14 protein-coding genes, 6 tRNA genes and 2 rRNA genes (1 of these 22 only partly in view) are annotated in these 19,978 nt (G+C 44.0%); all 22 read left to right on the top strand.

The annotated features are described in order from the left end of the window. Positions 1 to 11, top strand: a tRNA-Ala gene (locus NKI27_RS17680); it begins 65 nt to the left of the window's first position. A gap of 265 nt (positions 12 to 276) precedes the next feature. After that, positions 277 to 3,169: ribosomal RNA gene (locus NKI27_RS17675) — 23S ribosomal RNA — on the top strand. 179 nt (positions 3,170 to 3,348) lie between these two features. Further along, positions 3,349 to 3,464, top strand: a 5S ribosomal RNA gene (gene rrf, locus NKI27_RS17670). 305 nt (positions 3,465 to 3,769) lie between these two features. After that, positions 3,770 to 5,002: a hypothetical protein gene (locus NKI27_RS17665; protein ID WP_265047334.1), complete on the top strand. Its 1,233-nt coding sequence runs from the start codon at positions 3,770 to 3,772 to the stop codon at positions 5,000 to 5,002. 17 nt (positions 5,003 to 5,019) lie between these two features. Next, a complete protein-coding gene (locus NKI27_RS17660; RefSeq protein WP_265047333.1) occupies positions 5,020 to 6,249 on the top strand; it encodes a hypothetical protein in 1,230 nt (409 codons plus the stop codon). Positions 6,250 to 6,259: 10 nt separating this feature from the next. Further along, entirely contained in the window at positions 6,260 to 6,817 is a 558-nt protein-coding gene (locus NKI27_RS17655) for a DUF6160 family protein (protein ID WP_265047332.1), read from the top strand. 14 nt (positions 6,818 to 6,831) lie between these two features. After that, positions 6,832 to 9,243, top strand: a complete 2,412-nt coding sequence (locus NKI27_RS17650; protein ID WP_265047331.1) for a DUF6160 family protein — start codon at positions 6,832 to 6,834, stop codon at positions 9,241 to 9,243. 99 nt (positions 9,244 to 9,342) lie between these two features. Continuing rightward, complete coding sequence (locus NKI27_RS17645) at positions 9,343 to 10,317, top strand: biotin--[acetyl-CoA-carboxylase] ligase (RefSeq protein ID WP_265047330.1); 975 nt, start codon at positions 9,343 to 9,345, stop codon at positions 10,315 to 10,317. Continuing rightward, the gene (locus NKI27_RS17640; RefSeq protein ID WP_265047329.1) at positions 10,301 to 11,032 is read left to right on the top strand and encodes a type III pantothenate kinase; all 732 of its coding nucleotides are present in this window, start codon (positions 10,301 to 10,303) and stop codon (positions 11,030 to 11,032) included. Before NKI27_RS17645 ends, NKI27_RS17640 begins: the two co-directional genes overlap by 17 nt. 30 nt (positions 11,033 to 11,062) lie before the next feature. Then, entirely contained in the window at positions 11,063 to 11,734 is a 672-nt protein-coding gene (locus NKI27_RS17635; RefSeq protein WP_265047328.1) for an SPOR domain-containing protein, read from the top strand. Positions 11,735 to 11,763: 29 nt separating this feature from the next. Then, positions 11,764 to 11,839, top strand: a tRNA-Thr gene (locus tag NKI27_RS17630). Positions 11,840 to 11,891: 52 nt separating this feature from the next. Then, positions 11,892 to 11,975: transfer RNA gene (locus tag NKI27_RS17625), tRNA-Tyr, on the top strand. A 4-nt stretch (positions 11,976 to 11,979) separates the two neighbouring features. Beyond that, positions 11,980 to 12,054: transfer RNA gene (locus NKI27_RS17620), tRNA-Gly, on the top strand. Between the two features lie 13 nt (positions 12,055 to 12,067). Beyond that, a tRNA-Thr gene (locus NKI27_RS17615) sits at positions 12,068 to 12,143 on the top strand. Positions 12,144 to 12,194: 51 nt separating this feature from the next. Beyond that, positions 12,195 to 12,270, top strand: a tRNA-Trp gene (locus NKI27_RS17610). 27 nt (positions 12,271 to 12,297) lie between these two features. Further along, positions 12,298 to 12,666 (top strand): preprotein translocase subunit SecE, encoded by a 369-nt coding sequence (gene secE / locus NKI27_RS17605; protein ID WP_265047327.1) that lies wholly within the window; start codon positions 12,298 to 12,300, stop codon positions 12,664 to 12,666. 10 nt (positions 12,667 to 12,676) lie between these two features. After that, on the top strand, positions 12,677 to 13,210 hold the full coding sequence (nusG, locus tag NKI27_RS17600; RefSeq protein WP_265047326.1) for a transcription termination/antitermination protein NusG: 534 nt from the start codon (positions 12,677 to 12,679) through the stop codon (positions 13,208 to 13,210). Positions 13,211 to 13,312: 102 nt separating this feature from the next. Next, on the top strand, positions 13,313 to 13,744 hold the full coding sequence (gene rplK / locus NKI27_RS17595; protein WP_265047325.1) for a 50S ribosomal protein L11: 432 nt from the start codon (positions 13,313 to 13,315) through the stop codon (positions 13,742 to 13,744). 1 nt (position 13,745) lies between these two features. Further along, positions 13,746 to 14,444 (top strand): 50S ribosomal protein L1, encoded by a 699-nt coding sequence (gene rplA, locus NKI27_RS17590; RefSeq protein WP_265047324.1) that lies wholly within the window; start codon positions 13,746 to 13,748, stop codon positions 14,442 to 14,444. A 223-nt stretch (positions 14,445 to 14,667) separates the two neighbouring features. Beyond that, positions 14,668 to 15,198: a 50S ribosomal protein L10 gene (rplJ, locus tag NKI27_RS17585; protein WP_265047323.1), complete on the top strand. Its 531-nt coding sequence runs from the start codon at positions 14,668 to 14,670 to the stop codon at positions 15,196 to 15,198. Positions 15,199 to 15,233: 35 nt separating this feature from the next. Further along, complete coding sequence (gene rplL / locus NKI27_RS17580; protein WP_265047322.1) at positions 15,234 to 15,611, top strand: 50S ribosomal protein L7/L12; 378 nt, start codon at positions 15,234 to 15,236, stop codon at positions 15,609 to 15,611. Positions 15,612 to 15,836: 225 nt separating this feature from the next. Continuing rightward, positions 15,837 to 19,910: a DNA-directed RNA polymerase subunit beta gene (rpoB, locus tag NKI27_RS17575; RefSeq protein ID WP_265047321.1), complete on the top strand. Its 4,074-nt coding sequence runs from the start codon at positions 15,837 to 15,839 to the stop codon at positions 19,908 to 19,910. Positions 19,911 to 19,978: the final 68 nt, after the last annotated feature.

The following is a 19,978-nucleotide window of genomic DNA, read 5'->3' as shown; positions in this document are numbered from 1 at the left end:
TAGCTCCACCAATTCTACGGACAGAACATTATTTAATTATTTGGATTTGTAATCAAAAATAAGCTGATTCAATGAGTCAATTTATTTCTGGTTATACACCAGAATGCTCTTTAACAATTTGGTAAGTAAAATTAAGTTAAGTTAGATTGATCAGATTACCCTCTGTATTAATCTAACGGATAACATTGAGATTCATAATCAAGCGTTATCCGGCGAATATTGTTACGGGTTTAGTTACCTATGTAACCTCGGTCGAAAGACTATTTGGGGTTATATAGTCAAGTGACTAAGCGCATACGGTGGATGCCTTGGCAGTCAGAGGCGATGAAGGACGTAGAAACCTGCGATAAGCATTGGGGAGCTGGTAAACAAGCTTTGATCCAATGATTTCCGAATGGGGAAACCCACCTGTCATCAGACAGGTATCTTTTACTGAATACATAGGTAAAAGAGGCGAACCGGGAGAACTGAAACATCTAAGTACCCCGAGGAAAAGAAATCAACCGAGATTCCCCTAGTAGCGGCGAGCGAACGGGGAGTAGCCCTTAAGCTACTTTGTTGTTAGTGGAATGTACTGGAAAGTACAGCCATAGTGGGTGATAGCCCCGTACACGAAAACGGCATAGTAGTGAAATCGAGTAGGACGGGACACGTGGTATCCTGTTTGAACATGGGGGGACCATCCTCCAAGGCTAAATACTCCTGACTGACCGATAGTGAACCAGTACCGTGAGGGAAAGGCGAAAAGAACCCCTGTGAGGGGAGTGAAATAGATCCTGAAACCGTATGCGTACAAGCAGTGGGAGCAGACTTGTTCTGTGACTGCGTACCTTTTGTATAATGGGTCAGCGACTTAATTTCAGTAGCAAGGTTAACCGAATAGGGGAGCCGTAGAGAAATCGAGTCTTAATAGGGCGTATAGTTGCTGGGATTAGACCCGAAACCGAGTGATCTATCCATGTGCAGGTTGAAGGTTGAGTAACATCAACTGGAGGACCGAACCCACTGTCGTTGAAAAGCCAGGGGATGACGTGTGGATAGGAGTGAAAGGCTAATCAAACTCGGAGATAGCTGGTTCTCCTCGAAAGCTATTTAGGTAGCGCCTCGTGAATTACCATTGGGGGTAGAGCACTGTTTCGGCTAGGGGGTCATCTCGACTTACCAACCCGATGCAAACTCCGAATACCGATGAGTACAATCACGGGAGACACACGGCGGGTGCTAACGTCCGTCGTGGAAAGGGAAACAACCCAGACCGCCAGCTAAGGTCCCAAAGTGTATGTTAAGTGGGAAACGATGTGGGAAGGCACAGACAGCTAGGAGGTTGGCTTAGAAGCAGCCATCCTTTAAAGAAAGCGTAATAGCTCACTAGTCGAGTCGGCCTGCGCGGAAGATGTAACGGGGCTAAAACATACCACCGAAGCTGCGGATGCGTGTTTACACGCATGGTAGAGGAGCGTTCTGTAGGCTGTTGAAGCGGAATTGAGAAGTTCCGTGGAGGTATCAGAAGTGCGAATGCTGACATGAGTAACGATAATGCGGGTGAAAAACCCGCACGCCGGAAGACCAAGGGTTCCTGCGCAACGCTAATCGGCGCAGGGTGAGTCGGCCCCTAAGGCGAGGCTGAAAAGCGTAGTCGATGGGAAACAGGTTAATATTCCTGTACCGCATATAACTGCGATGGGAGGACGGAGAAGGCTAGGCCAGCAACCTATCGGATGGTTGTTTAAGGTCGTAGGCTGGACACTTAGGCAAATCCGGGTGTCCATTAAGGCTGAGAACTGATGACGAGGTCTCTTTTACGAGACTGAAGTGGTTGATGCCATGCTTCCAGGAAAAGTCCCTAAGCTTCAGGTTATATGAGACCGTACCCCAAACCGACACAGGTGGTCAGGTAGAGAATACCAAGGCGCTTGAGAGAACTCGGGTGAAGGAACTAGGCAAAATGGTGCCGTAACTTCGGGAGAAGGCACGCTGTTGAGGGTGATCGGACTTGCTCCGTAAGCTTTTGACAGTCGAAGATACCAGATGGCTGCGACTGTTTATTAAAAACACAGCACTCTGCAAACTCGTAAGAGGACGTATAGGGTGTGACACCTGCCCGGTGCCGGAAGGTTAATTGATGGGGTTAGCTTCGGCGAAGCTCTTGATCGAAGCCCCGGTAAACGGCGGCCGTAACTATAACGGTCCTAAGGTAGCGAAATTCCTTGTCGGGTAAGTTCCGACCTGCACGAATGGTGTAACGATGGCCATGCTGTCTCCACCCGAGACTCAGTGAAATTGAAATCGCTGTTAAGATGCAGTGTATCCGCGGCTAGACGGAAAGACCCCGTGAACCTTTACTATAGCTTCACAGTGAACTTTGAGCCTACTTGTGTAGGATAGGTGGGAGGCTTTGAAACCCGGACGCTAGTTCGGGCGGAGCCACCCTTGAAATACCACCCTGGTATGTTTGAGGTTCTAACTCAGGTCCGTAATCCGGATCGAGGACACTGTGTGGTGGGTAGTTTGACTGGGGCGGTCTCCTCCCAAAGAGTAACGGAGGAGCACGAAGGTGTGCTAAGCATGGTCGGACATCATGCGGTTAGTGTAATGGCATAAGCGCGCTTAACTGCGAGACAGACACGTCGAGCAGGTACGAAAGTAGGTCATAGTGATCCGGTGGTTCTGTATGGAAGGGCCATCGCTCAACGGATAAAAGGTACTCCGGGGATAACAGGCTGATACCGCCCAAGAGTTCACATCGACGGCGGTGTTTGGCACCTCGATGTCGGCTCATCACATCCTGGGGCTGAAGCCGGTCCCAAGGGTATGGCTGTTCGCCATTTAAAGTGGTACGCGAGCTGGGTTTAGAACGTCGTGAGACAGTTCGGTCCCTATCTGCCGTGGACGTTGGAAATTTGAGAAGAGTTGCTCCTAGTACGAGAGGACCGGAGTGAACGAACCTCTGGTGTTCGGGTTGTTACGCCAGTAGCATTGCCCGGTAGCTATGTTCGGACAGGATAACCGCTGAAAGCATCTAAGCGGGAAGCCCCCTTCAAGATAAGATTTCCCTGGAGCTTCGAGCTCCCTAAAGGGCCCTTAAAGACTATGAGGTTGATAGGCTGGGTGTGTAAGCGTTGTGAGGCGTTGAGCTAACCAGTACTAATTGCCCGTGAGGCTTGACTATATAACGCCCAAATAGTTTTGAGTCTGAAACGATCAAAACGAAAATATTTACCGGATAATGTGATTATGATCCGATATGTTATAAAACTTAATTTACTTGCTAAATGTTAAAGACATTGCGAAATTGTTGTTAACTGATCAAAAAGATAAATCATCTTCGATCAGCTAGCCAAGGTTTTGCCTGATGACAATAGCGAACTGGAACCACCTGATCCCATCCCGAACTCAGTCGTGAAACGGTTCTGCGCCGATGGTAGTGTGGGGTCTCCCCATGTGAGAGTAGGTCATCGTCAGGCATCTAAATACGAAACCCCGGTAGGTCATCCTACCGGGGTTTTTTATTGTCTGGAAGAAAGTTAAGTTAAATAAATACTAAGAGTGGATAAGCGGGGTTACCAAAAGAGTAAGACGTAAATCAATTAAGTAGCTGAAATGTGATTAAGTTCATAATTCAAAATGTTCGTTAAGGTTTTTGGCATTAATTAAAACTGATTTCTCGAAGTTCTAAAATTAGGAGTCTAAAATATAAACAAAATGTACTAATGTACATCTAATTGGTTTCGACGGACTAATCTAAAATAATAAAAAAGGAGGGGCTAAAGTGGCTAATCTTAAGCCCAGATGCCGTGAGAAAAAACTTCTCAAACGTCCTATTGGGGCGGTTGTATGCTGTATGTGTCTATTTTTTGTAGTTAATGCAGAAGCCGATTTAAAGCCCATTGGGGATAGTGAGTTGGCGAATGTTGTTGGGCAGGCTTACATTTCAATTGATAAATCATATCATCCAGATACCTCTAACAGCACATCTTATACACGTATTAACTTAGGGATGGATATTGAAATACAATCAAATATCGATTACCTAGAGTTAGGTCGCTATGACAGAGTTGACCCCTATGGCGAACAAAAGCCTGCAGACGTAATGATTCATAATATGTCTTTAGGGTATATATTTGACTCGAATTACTATATTCAAAACCCTGATGCCGCTCGCCCTATAAAAGAAGATGGCTCTGGCTATTTTGATGGTGAAATTGTCCCGTTTGAAATAACTGACCCTTTTATTGAATTTGCTTATGATGATAACTCAAATGAAATGACAGGGGTTCGCATTGGTTTTGGCGAGGCAAAAGGAGTTTTGTCTGGCAATATTGAAGCACTTACTGGCAATGTTGATGTAGACATAAGGGATCGTGGCGAGGGAATGAAGAATGCAAGTTCAAATGGAAATCTATCAGATAGACTTTTAGTACTATTAACGCCTCTTTTAGAGGGCGATAGCCCAATAGAAGCGCAGGCAAAATTAGTTGATCAGTTTGGAAATCTTGATCCCATTAGGTCAACAATGATCGGGATTCCAAATAATGAGACATTTGTATTGAGTGGTGCTGGTGGGTTCACAAGGTGGTCTGTAAAAAACCTACTGGGTGGCTTCTCTTCTAGTGAAATTGACGTTCCAAATTGTTCATTTTTTAGTTGCCCTAAGGGAGATATTATAATTTATGTGAATGGTTGCAAGGTATTAGGTGTTGATGCGTGCTTTAATCTTGAGCAATTCGAGAGTTTTCCTATTGGGCAAGTAGAAGAACGGCAAGGTAGTCGCTATTTAACAAATTCTGCTAGCGGTATGTTTATGTCGTTTCAGACTAAAGATCTTGAATGGTTGCAGGATGTCAGGAAGCAAAACCCAAGTGCTAAAGATTTTGTTAAGGCTACTTCCGGGGCATTCTTTAATATACCGAACAGTAGTGTGACCGTAAATCTTGAGGAAGCGCTAAATGGCGTACCTAGAGTTCGAACGGAATATATAGACAGGGGTAATGGATTATTTTAAATAATAATGAGGTAAGTATGCAACGTGGCAAGAGTAAAATGGTGGTCACTCGATGTATGTTTTCTGCGCTAGTCTTGTGTGGATCGGCTAATGCTGAGCTTGCCTCGTTATCTGATGGTGAGTTATCTGATGTAGATGGCGCAGGAATTGGCTTGGTGTTCGAAGATTTTATTTTTGACGCGCGGACAGACACTACAACAGGTCAGTCTTTCAAAATAAAAGGGATTAAAGATTCAACAGGTACTCAGGACGTAGAAATAACCGTTTCTCAGCTATATATTGCTAACTCGGGCAGTAATTATGGCCAAAACCTTTCTGGTGTTAATTTAGGTCGTTTAGTTAACCCTTATGAAATAGAGTTAGTTGATGGCGATGATATTGGTATCGTCGATAAGGCGGTTCTCCAATTCTCAGCACCGAAAAAATATGAAGCAACAACGACTGCAAACCTAGATCGTGATCAAGATGGTCAGCTTGACACAGAAATAGATGCACTAGGTGCAACAGTTTTAAAGAACTATGAAGCAAATGCAGAAGGTTATGATTGTGTTTTGGCGGGAGCACCTATGGGCAGTGGCACCTGTGCTAGTAGGCCTGCAGGGATTGATACAGCAACATCAGAAGCTATAGTAGGTGAGCGGCCGGATATCGGCTTAAAACTCCAAGTTCAGGTTGGTACAAAAAATCCAGACAATTTAAACATACATGCTAAGAGTGCGGTGTTTGATGGAAGTTTTTTGCGTTTATGGGGGGATGACAATAAAAGACAGCTGGTAGGTGAGTTTAGGCTTAATTTTTATACACCTGAACTATCTATTAATGCTTGCGACGCAAATGGGCAGAGCTGCGGCAATACAATTTATATGAAAAATTTTGAGCTTGAGTTAGCGTTGGGTAATCGTTTTCAGCCTATGTCTATTGGAGTAACAGAAACATTAGACGGTGTTATAGAGCCAGGAAATTTTGTGTTTGAGGTTTCAAAAATAACGGAATACGCCACTGCGCAGGGTTATATGACTAGCTTGCCTGCTGATGGTAAGCGGGCAAGTTGTACCGATGCCTCTTGTGAGACTGCATGGGATTTTTTTAATGATTACTACTCAAACCCCGACTACAAAAGTAACCTGCGAATCGGAGCTTTACATATAGGGGATATTACCGCTGGAGGCCAGAATTTTGGGTCTGCTCGAATTGAAGGTCTTTCAGTTCAGTACCTTAAAATCTCTAGCCATGATTTAGCGAACTAAGGTGTAGGAAATGATTAAAAATATAATAATACGATTTGCACTAACTGCTTGCTCTACAATTTTATTGTTGGCCTCAATGTCGAGTCACGCTGAGCTATCATCAATTGATGATGAGGCCTTGTCTGTAATTTCTGGTCAGGCTGGTGTTTATTTATCTGGCGAAATAGCTATTAATGAAAACGGTGGCCCTATTCAGAATGCGTATTTTGGTGATTGTACTGACAGCAAAAGGTGCGGGGCAAGACTTGCGGTTCAAACAAAAGAAAATGGAGGCTGGTTCGTTTTAGATAATTTTAAAGGTGCGTTTTCATTTCAAGGGCTGACTTTAAGAGTTCGGGATATAAACTCTGGGTTTGGTGGGGATGGTGCAAAATTTAATCGTGAGGTGTTAGAGATTGGACTCCCAGATCAAATTAAGGTTGATAAGCTACAGTATACATATGCAACAAGTAGTACGGCTCGACCAACTGACCTAGGTTTCAAGCAGACAGACATATACACCGTCGAGATAGATGGTAATGTTACTCTGCAAGGAAATTTGCTTGTTTTTCCAACAGGTAATAATTGAAAATGGATATCACCATGAAAAAAAAGGCACTTTTGCTAGGTTTGTCATGTTCATTATTATCACCCCTCATATCTGCCGAGTTAACTAAACTTGATGATGAGATCTTGTCAGCCGTTAGTGGTCAAAGCGGCATATCTCTAGATATTGATTTAAAGGCAGAGATAGGTGAAATAGCATATTTTGATGATGGTGCAGGAATAGCGATTCAAGGAATCAAAATCTCTGATGCTTCTAATATCGAAAATCCGTCAAAACAAAGCTATATCTTGGATATTGAAAATGATGGCAGTTTAAATATTGCATATGACATTTCCCCAACTCGCTTTGAGTTTTCTGATATTCGCTTTGGTACTGAGGCAGGAAGTATGACCGGTGCTAGTGGTGGAGGTTTCTTTTGGGATTACACGCTAAATGGGAGTCTTAATATTAGGGGGGGAGGAGCCCTCGGATCCAGCGGGTATACGTTTACGTCAAGCTATACGATGACCGATGGCGCCTTTGGTTATCGTACACAAGGCAATAGCTTTTGGTTTGAGGATATTGATGCTGTCTCTGAGTCTGTGATGACGCTGGATGTTGGAACTGATGTTGAGGGTGATTATTTAGATGTAAGGCTGCCTAACTATACGGGTGAATATACTGTTGGAGCTATCCGACACAGCTCAAATCCATTGTTAAGTGCTGGTTCGTTATGGGGTAAATATGACCTCACAACAAATATTCTATTGCGAGCTGGTGGTAGGGAAGGATTAACAGGTCTTACTATAGATGCTCAAAACACTATTAATCGCTATGATTTTGCTTGGGGTGATGATGGGTATTGGGTGGGAGCGTTGGGTGTAACTGGATATTATAATGTTGATAATTTAACACTTGATGTAGCCTCAGATATATCCGGAAAATTAGGTTTGGCAATCGCCTGGGATAAGGCGGAGGCTGCTTACCATATCGATAAGTTGGTTTTGGGTGAGACCAAGGCAAGGATAGATCAGTACCTTGCAGGAACTGCTTTGACAGGAGGTCCGTCAACACTGAAGAGTATTGGTAGCCTTGATATGCAGTTTGTTTTTGCGGACCAAGTAGTTGATGGGGTTAACTACTCAAACATCTTCCATGTGCAAGCGGGAGGTAATGTTGATGCAGGAGAGCAGGGGTTAAGAATTAGCTCGCAGTGGAGTTTAGTTGATCAATATGAGTCGGCTACTAACGTATCAAACGTCACCTATACTGATGATGGTAACTCTATTATGTTGAGTGGCTTGCAGTCGTGGGGAGAAGGAGATATCACTCTTAATGTCACCGAGGCCGGAATAATTAATGGAACAGAGTTTTTCGATGGTATCAGGGTTGGATTTGAAGATTTTAAGGGTGGCTATAAAATTGATGGCCTAAGAGTGGGTAAAAATGATGCTCAGCTTAAAAATCAAGATATTCAGGGGGGGACAGAGTTGCTGTTGGCCCTTGGGGTATATCCATCATATGATTTCACCGCAGATGGTCATATCACTATCGGCACAGGTGGGCGGTCAGGAGAGGGGCTGACGATTAACTCTGATATTCATATTACAAATGGCCGGGCCGCCCTTATGGCGGATGAAAACGGCCGTGGTATATGGGCTACCGGGCTTGATTATGATATCCATAAAAGAAATATGACAATAGATGTGACTGAAGACGGATTGGCTATTGTAGAAGGCGAGTCTTGGAGTGTTATGGATATATCAGGCTTGCGATTAGGGGATAAAATAACGGGTCAAAGTTTTGGCCGATTTGTGGTTAAGCGTTATGAGACTGGCTCGTCCATGATTATTAAAGCGGGTGGTGCCGGTGACATATGTGTTGGTGGTAACGCTACAGACGCTGTTGGATGTGGTGCTGCAGGTGGTATCTGGGAAGAACGAGGAAGTGAAGGTATAACCTTGAGCTTAAAAAATATATTAGCTGAAGCTGTGAGTGAGACTAAGCGAAATAGTTTTACTTGGGAGTCAACAGGGGGGTCGGTAGCTAATAGGCCAATGCAAATCGTTTTTGACAACATTACAACCAACGATGGTGATGGCATAACTAATACTTACGGCATTCAAAATGATATATCTATAGATGTATATCAAACTAAGGTAGTAAAAAAGATTACGGGTGCTGATTCAAAAGGTGTCGTGGGTAATAAAGGTGATGAGAAGATTTTAGATGGATCGGCTGCCGGTTATCGTTATGTTAGTAAGGCTGATATGAGTGCTACGCCTTCTTTAGAGTCTGAAAGGCCGTTAGGGTTTGCTGTAAATGCAAATACTCGATTTAAGGAGTTATCCTTTGGAAGTGTTCAGATGGTGCATCCTGATGCAGCTCAACCATCTACTTTGGTATATGGGATGAGCCTTCAAAATGCAAGCATCACTTCTAATCTTACGGCGACGCCGATTCAATAGTTAATTAGCTAGAGTTCAAAAAGCCTATCCTCACGGATGGGCTTTTTTGTTTCTGTGTCTAAGATATAATCGCAAGCTGATGATGTGTGGGTGTTGGATATGGATTTAGTTAAGTTGTTAGAGTTTCTTGCAGATGGTGAATATCACTCTGGTGTTGAGATGGGTGCCGCTTTAGGTGTTAGTCGAACTGCTGTATGGAAGGCTTTGGGTAAGCTAGAGTCAGATGGTGTTGCGCTAGAAGTTACAAAAGGTAAGGGGTATAGAGTTCGAGGGGGGCTTGATTTACTCGATTATGATGTAATTGTAAGTCGTCTTCAGTTGCATTCAGATAAGCTAGATAGTGTTTGTGTCTTGCAGGATGTGGACTCGACAAATTCCTACCTTATGAGGGGAGATCTACTTACAAGTGGTTATTCGGTTTGCTTAGCGGAACGACAGACTTTAGGGCGTGGTAGACGGGGCCGTACATGGCACAGTCCGTATGCTAAAAACATATACTTAAGTATGGCGTTTGGCTTGTCAGGTGGAGCAGAAGTATTAGAGGGGTTGAGTCTTGCTTTGGGGGTGGCGGTTGCAAATTGTTTATCTGATCAAGGTATACAGGGTGTAGGACTTAAGTGGCCAAATGATATTTGGGTTGATGGTAAAAAATTGGCAGGTATTTTGGTAGAGCTAAAGGGTGAGGCAGAATTTGGCTGGAAGGTCGTGGCAGGGCTGGGTATTAATGTATTAATGTCCGAAAATGATGGTAGAGGTGTAGGCCAACCCTGGACATCTTTAGAGCTCGTTTCAGGAAAGCAAACTCACGACAGGAGTTTATGGTCTGCGTTTTTGATAGAGAGTTTGATTGAGACTATTGAGCGATACCGTACTAATGGTTTAAGCAGCCTACTTGATGACTGGTCAAAATTTGACATTTTGGCAGGAAAAGAAGTTACTCTTTCGGGTGTGGAGGGGGGAGGGGTGTGCCATGGTGTTGATAGCAGGGGAAGGCTGCTTGTTGATATTGGTGGTAAGGTTACGGTTGTTAATGCGGGTGAGGTGAGTGTAAGGCCAAATGAATCTACAGATTGATATAGGTAATTCTTATTTAAAATGGCGAATAGTAGATAACGATACAATAATATCGAGAGGTAGGGAGGCGACATCAGCTAATCTTACGTTGAATGGTCTTGCTAACTGGGGCAATATTCGGTCTGTTTCTATTTCAAGTGTAGCTGCAGATTGTGTAGAGCGCAGGTTGCGAGAGGTGTTGTCGGTTAAGTTGCCGAGCTTGGTGCCGTATTTTGCAAAAAGTCAGTCTGCGCTGAGGGGGGTTGTTAATGCCTATAAGGAGCCCGCATCTTTAGGTGTTGATCGTTGGCTTGCTATTGTTGCAGGTTACTCAAGGTGTAAGGATTCATGCTATATAGTTGATTGTGGAAGTGCAATTACTGTTGACGTGGTAGATAGCCACGGACGACATAAAGGAGGGTATATTCTTCCGGGATTGCGCCTGATGAGGCAGAGCTTGTCAGCGGGGACAGAGCGTGTTGAGTTCAATGACCTGGAGGGTGTTGGGGATAAGCATGGAATTACAACATCTGAGTGTGTCCGGTCAGGAGTGAATTTCGTTCTTCTGTCGATATTTGATCGATTACGCACAAAGATGAAAGAAGAAGGTATAAAAAGATTGATCGTTACAGGGGGGGATGGTGTTCACGTAAAATCATTTGGTGAGCATGTTGAGTACTATCCAGACTTGGTGTTAGAAGGTTTAGCGCTTGCAAGAGGTATAAGTAATGCTTAGCGGATGCAATGGCAGGAGAAGGAGGTTGAAATGCGCTGGATTTTTCTAACGCTGGTGCTGCTAAATGCATTATTTGCGGCGCTTGAGGTATTCGAGGGAATGGGTGGGAATAAAAAAGCGGAAAACTATCGTGTGCTAGAGGGTCGTGGACGCCTATTACTATTAGGTGAATTAGATCCCTTATTCTCGCGAGCCGGACCTGAAGGGGTAGGCATGTTATGCCTATTGTTGGGACCAATTGATAGTCCGTTAAGCGCGAAAAAACTCTTGCGAGAGTTAAATAGTGAAGGCTTGGATACCAAGATAATTACGCAGCCGATCATAAAGGCACCTAACTATTGGGTGCATCTAGAGCCCTATGAAAATAGAAAAGCGGCGATCACAAAGTTGAAAGAGCTAAAAAGTGCGAAGGTTGACAGTTATCTTATAACGCAAGGTGAACTAACTAACGGCATTTCGCTGGGGATGTTTGAAAATATTGATTCTGCGCGAAGGATGTTGAAAAAAAGGCAGACTCAAGGTTATGACGTTAAAATAAAAGAGTTAGGTAAACAGGCGTTTGAATACTGGGTCTTTGTTGAAGGTCAGGGTGTGGCTGAATTAGATAAAATTATCACAAAAAATATGGAAGAATTAAAAATGTCATTCGGAAAGAGAGAAATTTCTTGTAAAAGTGTTGCATCTGAAAATAACTTGCCTTAGTATAGCGGCCTCGCAAAACGCGGTACAGAGCTGGCGTAGCTCAGATGGTAGAGCAGCGCACTTGTAATGCGCAGGTCGGGGGTTCGATTCCGTCCGCCAGCTCCATTTCTTTGTTGTGTGTTTTGTGATCTTGTAAGTGTCAATGCGATTCTTATAAGGAGGGGTTCCCGAGTGGCTAAAGGGATCAGACTGTAAATCTGACGCGAAAGCTTCGGTGGTTCGAATCCACCCCCCTCCACCACTTTGCGGGTGTCGTATAATGGCTATTACCTCAGCCTTCCAAGCTGATGATGCGGGTTCGATTCCCGCCACCCGCTCCAAATTCTAGGTGATGCTCATATAGCTCAGTCGGTAGAGCGCCACCTTGGTAAGGTGGAGGTCACCGGTTCAATTCCGGTTATGAGCTCCAGTTTTGGTTGGGTGGCGAGTAGTATAATTATCTAGGTATTTATTAAAGTTTAGGCCAGTAGCTCAATTGGCAGAGCAGCGGTCTCCAAAACCGCAGGTTGGGGGTTCGATTCCCTCCTGGCCTGCCACTATTTATAGCGGTAGGGCAAGTAAAGATGAGTTCAAAAGTGGAAGTGGCAGAAGGTCGCTTTGATAGTTTGAAATGGTTGGTTGTGCTGGTGCTGGTTGCGGTAGCTGTGGCGGGTAATCACTATTTTTCGGCTGAATCTTTGCTTTATAGGGTTTTGGCGCTATTGGTGTTGGCTGTTGTGGCGGGGTTTGTTGCGCTGCAGACGGTAAAAGGTCAAAAGTTTGCGTTGTTGTTGAAAGATGCAAAGTCTGAGATTAGAAAGGTTGTATGGCCAACTCGTCAAGAGCTTACGCAGACAACTATGATTGTTATTGTTTTTGTCTTGATTGTGGCGTTGATATTGTGGGGTTTAGATTCCCTGGTTAGTTGGATTGTGTCTGGGTTTATAGGGTAAGGGGCTGCGAATGTCTAAGCGTTGGTATGTGGTCCATGCGTATTCTGGATACGAAAAGCAAGTAATGCGCTCGCTTAAGGAGCAGATGGCTCTTAAGGGGTTGGAAGATCGTTTTGGCGATGTGTTGGTTCCGACTGAAGAAGTTGTAGAGATGCGTGACGGGAAGAAACGCAGGAGTGAGCGAAAGTTCTATCCTGGTTATGTTTTGGTTCAAATGGAAATGGATGACGAGACATGGCATCTGGTAAAGTCTACGTCTCGTGTTCTTGGTTTTATTGGTGGTACTAAAGAAAAGCCTGCTCCGATCACTGAGAAAGAAGCGATGGCTATCCTTCAGCGTGTCGAAAGTGGTGCTGAAAAGCCAAGGCCGAAAACATTATTTGAGCCGGGTGAGGTTGTAAGGGTTATAGATGGGCCTTTTGCTGACTTTAATGGAGTGGTGGAAGAAGTTGATTACGAGAAGAGTAGGGTTAAGGTAGCTGTTCTAATCTTTGGTCGATCAACGCCTGTCGAATTAGCTTTTGGTCAAGTAGAAAAAGATTAAAGCTGGTTTGTAGGAAAAATTATGGTGCTCATCCTGTTCGCAGGGTGGGCTTTTTGTGTCTCGACGGGGAGCTTTGCGGCGTTTAACCCGTTAGGAGGAAGTATGGCGAAGAAAGTAGAAGCGTATATTAAGCTTCAGGTTGCAGCAGGTAAGGCAAACCCTAGTCCACCAGTTGGTCCTGCATTGGGTCAGCATGGCGTGAATATCATGGAGTTTTGTAAGGCTTTTAATGCAAAAACTCAAGGTATGGAGCCTGGCTTACCTGTTCCGGTTGTTATAACTGTATACGCTGATAGAAGTTTTACTTTTATCATGAAAACGCCACCAGCTGCTATTTTGTTAAAGAAAGCTGCTGGTGTGAAGAGTGGAAGTGGTCGACCTAATACTGAAAAGGTAGGAACTGTTACTCGAGCTCAGCTTGAAGAAATAGCGACAATCAAAGAGCCTGATTTAAATGCAGGTAATTTGGATTCTGCAGTAAAAATCATTGCTGGTACTGCTCGCAGTATGGGCTTGAATGTGGAGGGCGTATAAGATGGCTAAGCTAACTAAACGTCAAAAGATGATTGCTGAGAAAGTTGAAGCAGGTAAGGCTTACTCTATTGATGAGGCTGTTGCACTTCTTTCTGACCTTTCTTCTCAGGTAAAGTTTAAAGAGTCTGTGGATGTTGCGATTAACTTGGGTGTTGATGCGCGTAAATCAGACCAGGTTGTTCGTGGTTCTACTGTTCTGCCAAATGGTACGGGTAAAGACGTACGTGTTGCTGTATTTACACAAGGTGAAAATGCTGAAAAAGCAAAAGAAGCCGGTGCAGATGTGGTGGGTATGGATGATCTTGCTGAAGAAGTTAAGAACGGTAATCTTGATTTTGACGTTGTTATAGCAAGTCCTGACGCAATGCGAGTTGTTGGCATGCTTGGTCAGATTCTTGGCCCTCGTGGTTTGATGCCAAACCCTAAGGTAGGAACAGTTACTCCAGATGTAGCAACAGCAGTTAAAAATGCTAAGGCTGGACAAGTTCGTTACCGTACAGATAAAAACGGAATAATTCACAGCCCATTAGGTAACGTTGAATTTTCTGCTGAGTCAATTAAGCAAAACCTTGAAGCGCTGCTTTCAGATCTTAAGAAAGCAAAACCAGCTTCATCTAAAGGTATCTATATGAAGAAAGTTACAGTTTCTTCTACTATGGGGCCTGGATTAGTTATTGATCAAGGTTCTATCTCTTTCTAAGAGGTGGAGCAAAAAAGAACTTTGAAGTCTAGGCTAGAGCCAAGGCTGTCAAAGACCGCAGGCGCTTAAGAAGGTTAAGATAACTTCTTAAGCTTAATTTCCTGCGCAGACGGTGCGACCTTACTCTTTGAGTACTTTCACCGTGCGGTTGCTAATATTTTATAGATTAAATATTGGCATATATAAATTGTCGACTTCGGTCGACGTGTGAAGGAGAAATCCAGTGGCAATTGGACTCGAAGACAAAAAAGCGATAGTCGCTGAGGTCAACGAGGCTGCCGGTGGTGCTTTGTCTGCAGTATTGGCTGATTATCGTGGCGTAACCGCTACTGATATGACCATTCTGCGTAAGCAGGCTCGCGAAAATGGCGTTTATTTAAGAGTTGTTCGTAATACTCTTACTAAGCTTGCCGTTGGTGGGACTGAATTCGAATGTATTAAAGAAGCGTTGGTTGGACCAACAATTCTTGCGTTTTCTATGGAAGATCCTGGTGCAGCCGCAAGACTGCTTAAAGATTTTGCTAAAGAAAACAAAAAGTTCGAAATAAAAGCACTCGCTGTTGGTGGTGAACTGTTAGGGGCTGATCAAATTGATCGTTTGGCCAAACTACCTACGCGCGATCAAGCGTTGGGCATGTTGGCAAGCGTTATTCAGGCACCTATTACAAAACTTGTGCGTACATTCAACGAAGTTCCGTCGAAAGTTACGCGTGTTGTTGCTGCAGTTCGCGATCAGAAGAAAGAAGCAGCCTAATTATTCTAGTTATTATTTTTCAGGAGATTTGAGTCATGGCTCTGTCTAAAGACGATATTTTAAATGCAATTGCAGAAATGAGCGTAATGGAAGTTGTTGAGCTTGTTGAAGCAATGGAAGAGAAGTTTGGTGTATCTGCAGCAGCAGCTGTTGCAGTTGCTGCACCAGCAGCTGGCGGCGACGCAGCAGCAGCTGAAGAGCAAACTGAATTTGACGTAGTGCTTGCGGGCGCTGGTGAGAAGAAAGTTAACGTAATCAAAGCTGTACGTGCTATCACAGGCCTAGGTCTGAAAGAAGCAAAAGCTATGGTTGACGGCGCTCCAGCTACTGTTAAAGAAGGTGTTAGCAAAGACGACGCTGAAGAAGCTAAGAAAGCCCTTGAGGAAGCTGGCGCATCTGTTGAAATCAAGTAATTTACTTGGTGAACAACGTTTGCGGTTAAGCTAAACCGGAATCGGCTGGCAATGATTATTGTCGGCCTTTTTCCGTTGTATAAGCTATACCAAGATAGTATGTGCTATATCTAATTTGCCGATGTTCAATTTATCTGACTCGGTGCAGCAAGACAGTTTCAACTTGTCGGTTTTAAACCGAAAAGAGACGCCAAAGGTGTTGAGTCATAAAGCTGGGGAACACAAATGACCTACTCGTATACTGAGAAAAAGCGCATTCGTAAAGAATTCGGTACACTACCGACTGTGATGGATGTACCTTATCTATTATCTATTCAAATGGATTCCTATCGCGGTTTTTTACAAAAAGACGCTGAGCCCGGAGCTAAAGAAGATCTGGGTCTACATGCAGCATTTAAATCTGTTTTTCCTATCCTCAGCTTCTCAGGTAATGCTGCGCTGGAATATGTTAGCTACCGTTTAGGTGAGCCAGCATTTGATGTTAAAGAATGCCAGTTGCGTGGCGTTACATATGCTGCGCCACTGCGTGTAAAAGTTCGCTTAATAATCTATGACAAAGAATCAGCCAATAAGGCGATTAAAGATATTAAGGAACAAGAAGTTTATATGGGTGAAATGCCCTTGATGACAGACAACGGAACGTTTGTTATTAACGGGACGGAGCGGGTTATTGTATCCCAGCTTCACCGCTCTCCCGGTGTGTTTTTTGATCATGATAAAGGTAAAACACACTCATCTGGTAAGTTGTTATACAGTGCCAGAGTGATTCCTTACCGTGGTTCATGGTTAGATTTTGAATTTGACCCAAAAGATGCGGTATTTGTACGAATAGATAGACGTCGTAAATTACCTGCATCAATATTGATGCGTGCGCTAGGGTATGACTCTCAGCAAATTCTGGACATGTTTTTCGAGACCAGTAAGCATAAAGTCACAGAAGAAGTATGTACATTAGAGTTGGTACCTTCAAGGTTAAGAGGCGATATAGCAAGCTTTGATATCAAAGACAATGAAGGTAACGTTATTGTTGAAGAGGGGCGTCGTATTACAGCACGTCATATTCGACAGCTTGAAAATGCTGGCATTAGTGAGCTTGAAGTGCCTTTAAATTATATCTTCGGTAAAGTAACAGCTAAAGATATTATTGATGAGCGCACGGGTGAATTAGTTGTAGAGTGTAATACCGAAATCACAGAAGAGGTTGTGCAATCTCTTGTTGAGGCTGGTATAGAGCAAATAGAAACGCTTTACACTAATGATCTTGATTGTGGGTCGTTTATTTCTGACACTTTACGCGTTGATCCGACTAGAAGTCAGCTAGAGGCGCTAGTAGAAATATACAGAATGATGCGTCCTGGTGAGCCTCCAACGAAAGAATCAGCAGAGAACTTATTTAAAAACCTATTCTTCACTGAAGAGCGTTACGATCTTTCTGCTGTAGGTCGAATGAAGTTTAACCGACGAATTGGGCGTGAAACCGAAGAAGGCCCGGGAACGTTAGATAACGACGATATTATTGAAGTATTAAAGACATTAATAGATATTCGTAACGGTAAAGGAATGGTTGATGATATTGACCACCTAGGTAACCGTCGAATTAGATCTGTTGGTGAGATGGCTGAGAATCAGTTCCGTGTAGGGCTTGTACGAGTTGAACGTGCAGTTCGTGATCGTCTAAGCATGGCAGAATCTGATGGTTTAATGCCCCAAGATCTGATTAACGCTAAGCCTGTAGCTGCAGCGGTGAAAGAGTTCTTTGGCTCAAGCCAATTATCTCAGTTCATGGATCAAAACAACCCGCTTTCAGAGGTGACACATAAACGTCGCGTATCAGCGTTAGGCCCAGGTGGCTTGACTCGTGAGCGAGCGGGCTTCGAAGTTCGTGATGTACATCCAACGCATTATGGTCGTGTATGTCCTATCGAAACGCCTGAAGGACCAAACATTGGTTTGATTAACTCTTTGGCGACATATGCACGAACGAATTCATTTGGATTTCTTGAGAGTCCTTATCGAAAGGTAGTCGATGGTGTTGTTACAGATGAAATAGAATACTTGTCTGCAATTGAAGAAAGTAACTACGTTATTGCACAGGCTAGTGCGCTTATGGATGAGGCGAACACATTAACTGAAGAGTTGGTAACGGTTCGTCATAAGAATGAGTTTACAGTTACACCTCCCGAGCGTGTTAACTATATGGATGTCTCGCCTAGACAAGTTGTGTCAGTGGCAGCATCACTTATTCCATTCCTTGAGCATGATGATGCTAACCGAGCACTTATGGGCTCGAACATGCAACGACAAGCCGTACCTACTCTTAAGGCTGAGAAGCCATTAGTAGGAACAGGTATTGAGCGAATAGTGGCTCAAGATTCTGGCGTTTGTGTTGTCGCTAAGCGTGGCGGCATTATCGAAAGTGTAGATGCGTCAAGAATTGTTGTTAGAGCTAATAATGATGAAGTCGATGCAGGCGATGCTGGTGTCGATATTTATAGTCTTACCAAGTATACGCGATCTAACCAGAACACCTGTATAAACCAGAAGCCGCTTGTAAAAGGTGGTGATCAGGTTGCTCGTGGTGATGTAATGGCTGACGGACCATCTGTTGACATGGGTGAGTTGGCATTAGGCCAAAACATGCGCATCGCCTTCATGCCTTGGAATGGTTTCAACTTTGAGGATTCGATCTTAGTATCTGAAAGAGTTGTTAAAGAAGATCGATTTACTACGATTCATATCCAGGAACTGACTTGTGTTGCTCGTGATACGAAGTTGGGAAGTGAAGAAATTACGGCGGATATACCAAACGTAGGTGAAAGTGCGCTTGCTAAGCTTGATGAATCAGGTGTCGTCTATATCGGTGCAGAAGTTGGAGCGGGTGATATCTTAGTGGGTAAAGTTACCCCTAAAGGTGAAACTCAATTAACCCCTGAAGAAAAACTACTTCGTGCAATATTTGGCGAGAAAGCATCTGATGTGAAAGACACGTCATTGCGAGTATCGACTGGTACGCGTGGTACAGTTATTGATGTTCAGGTATTTACTCGTGATGGTGTTGAGAAAGACCAGCGAGCGCTTGATATCGAAAATGCACAACTTAATACGTTCCGCAAAGACCTTAAAGACGAATATCGAATTGTCGAAACGGCAACCTATGAGCGTCTACGTGAGTTATTACTCGGAAACGAAGTAGTGGGTGCGCCTAATCTTAAGAAAGGCGACGCAATTACTAACGACTACCTTGATAGCTTAAGTTTGTCAGAGTGGTTCAAGATCCGTATGGCAAGTGATGATCTTAACGAAACGTTAGAGCGTTCTGAGGCTCAGTTGGCTGAGCGTCGTGGAGAGCATGAAGAGCGCTTTGAAGATAAGAAACGCAAACTTCAGACGGGCGATGATTTAGCGCCGGGCGTTTTGAAAATAGTTAAGGTTTACGTTGCTATTAAGCGTCGTATCCAGCCGGGTGATAAGATGGCTGGTCGTCACGGTAACAAAGGTGTAATTTCCGTTATCATGCCGGTAGAAGATATGCCGCATGATAAGTATGGGGAGCCGGTAGACATTGTACTTAACCCGCTAGGTGTACCATCTCGAATGAACGTTGGGCAAGTACTTGAAACACATTTGGGTATGGCGGCTAAAGGGTTAGGCGTCAAAATCAACCAGATGATCAAAGATCAGCGAGAAGTTGCTGAAGTTAGATCGTTCCTAGGTGAAATCTATAACGGTGTAGCCAGTAAGCAAGAGGCGCTCGATACATTTTCAGATGCCGAAATAATGGAGCTTGCTAAGAACCTCCGTGCTGGTGTGCCTATGGCGACACCTGCTTTTGATGGCGCGAAAGAGCCAGAGATTAAGGAGTTGTTAAGGCTAGCTGGCTTGGAAGATACGGGTCAAACATCGTTGTATGACGGTCGTACAGGTGAGAAATTCGATCGGCCTGTCACTGTTGGCTATATGTACATGTTGAAATTGAACCACTTGGTTGATGACAAAATGCACGCCCGTTCTACAGGTTCTTACAGTCTTGTAACTCAGCAACCGCTAGGTGGTAAGGCTCAGTTTGGTGGTCAGCGATTCGGTGAGATGGAAGTATGGGCGCTTGAAGCTTATGGTGCTGCATACACATTGCAAGAGATGCTAACTGTTAAGTCTGATGATGTTAACGGTCGAACTAAGATGTACAAGAATATCGTCGATGGCGATCACCGTATGGAACCGGGAATGCCGGAATCATTTAACGTATTGGTTAAGGAAATCCGCTCATTAGGTATCGATATTGAGCTTGAAAACGATTAACAGTACTTAACTTCTGTTATTTCAGATATATCGAACTAACCTAATATTAGCGGAGGCGGGCATTAGCC

The sequence above is a fragment of the Alkalimarinus alittae genome, from assembly GCF_026016465.1.
GTDB lineage: Bacteria > Pseudomonadota > Gammaproteobacteria > Pseudomonadales > Oleiphilaceae > Alkalimarinus > Alkalimarinus alittae.
The sequence above is the reverse complement of the archived record's forward strand: the minus strand, read 5'-3'. Positions and strand labels throughout refer to the sequence as shown.

Bases quoted from the DNA above. Each gene is read 5' to 3' on its own strand.
- rplK (WP_265047325.1), top strand. From the start codon at position 13,313: ATGGCGAAGAAAGTAGAAGCGTATATTAAGCTTCAGGTTGCAGCAGGT.
- NKI27_RS17635 (WP_265047328.1), top strand. From the start codon at position 11,063: ATGCGCTGGATTTTTCTAACGCTGGTGCTGCTAAATGCATTATTTGCG.
- rpoB (WP_265047321.1), top strand. From the start codon at position 15,837: ATGACCTACTCGTATACTGAGAAAAAGCGCATTCGTAAAGAATTCGGT.
- NKI27_RS17650 (WP_265047331.1), top strand. From the start codon at position 6,832: ATGAAAAAAAAGGCACTTTTGCTAGGTTTGTCATGTTCATTATTATCA.
- NKI27_RS17660 (WP_265047333.1), top strand. From the start codon at position 5,020: ATGCAACGTGGCAAGAGTAAAATGGTGGTCACTCGATGTATGTTTTCT.
- nusG (WP_265047326.1), top strand. From the start codon at position 12,677: ATGTCTAAGCGTTGGTATGTGGTCCATGCGTATTCTGGATACGAAAAG.
- rplA (WP_265047324.1), top strand. From the start codon at position 13,746: ATGGCTAAGCTAACTAAACGTCAAAAGATGATTGCTGAGAAAGTTGAA.
- rplL (WP_265047322.1), top strand. From the start codon at position 15,234: ATGGCTCTGTCTAAAGACGATATTTTAAATGCAATTGCAGAAATGAGC.
- secE (WP_265047327.1), top strand. From the start codon at position 12,298: ATGAGTTCAAAAGTGGAAGTGGCAGAAGGTCGCTTTGATAGTTTGAAA.
- NKI27_RS17655 (WP_265047332.1), top strand. From the start codon at position 6,260: ATGATTAAAAATATAATAATACGATTTGCACTAACTGCTTGCTCTACA.
- NKI27_RS17645 (WP_265047330.1), top strand. From the start codon at position 9,343: ATGGATTTAGTTAAGTTGTTAGAGTTTCTTGCAGATGGTGAATATCAC.
- NKI27_RS17640 (WP_265047329.1), top strand. From the start codon at position 10,301: ATGAATCTACAGATTGATATAGGTAATTCTTATTTAAAATGGCGAATA.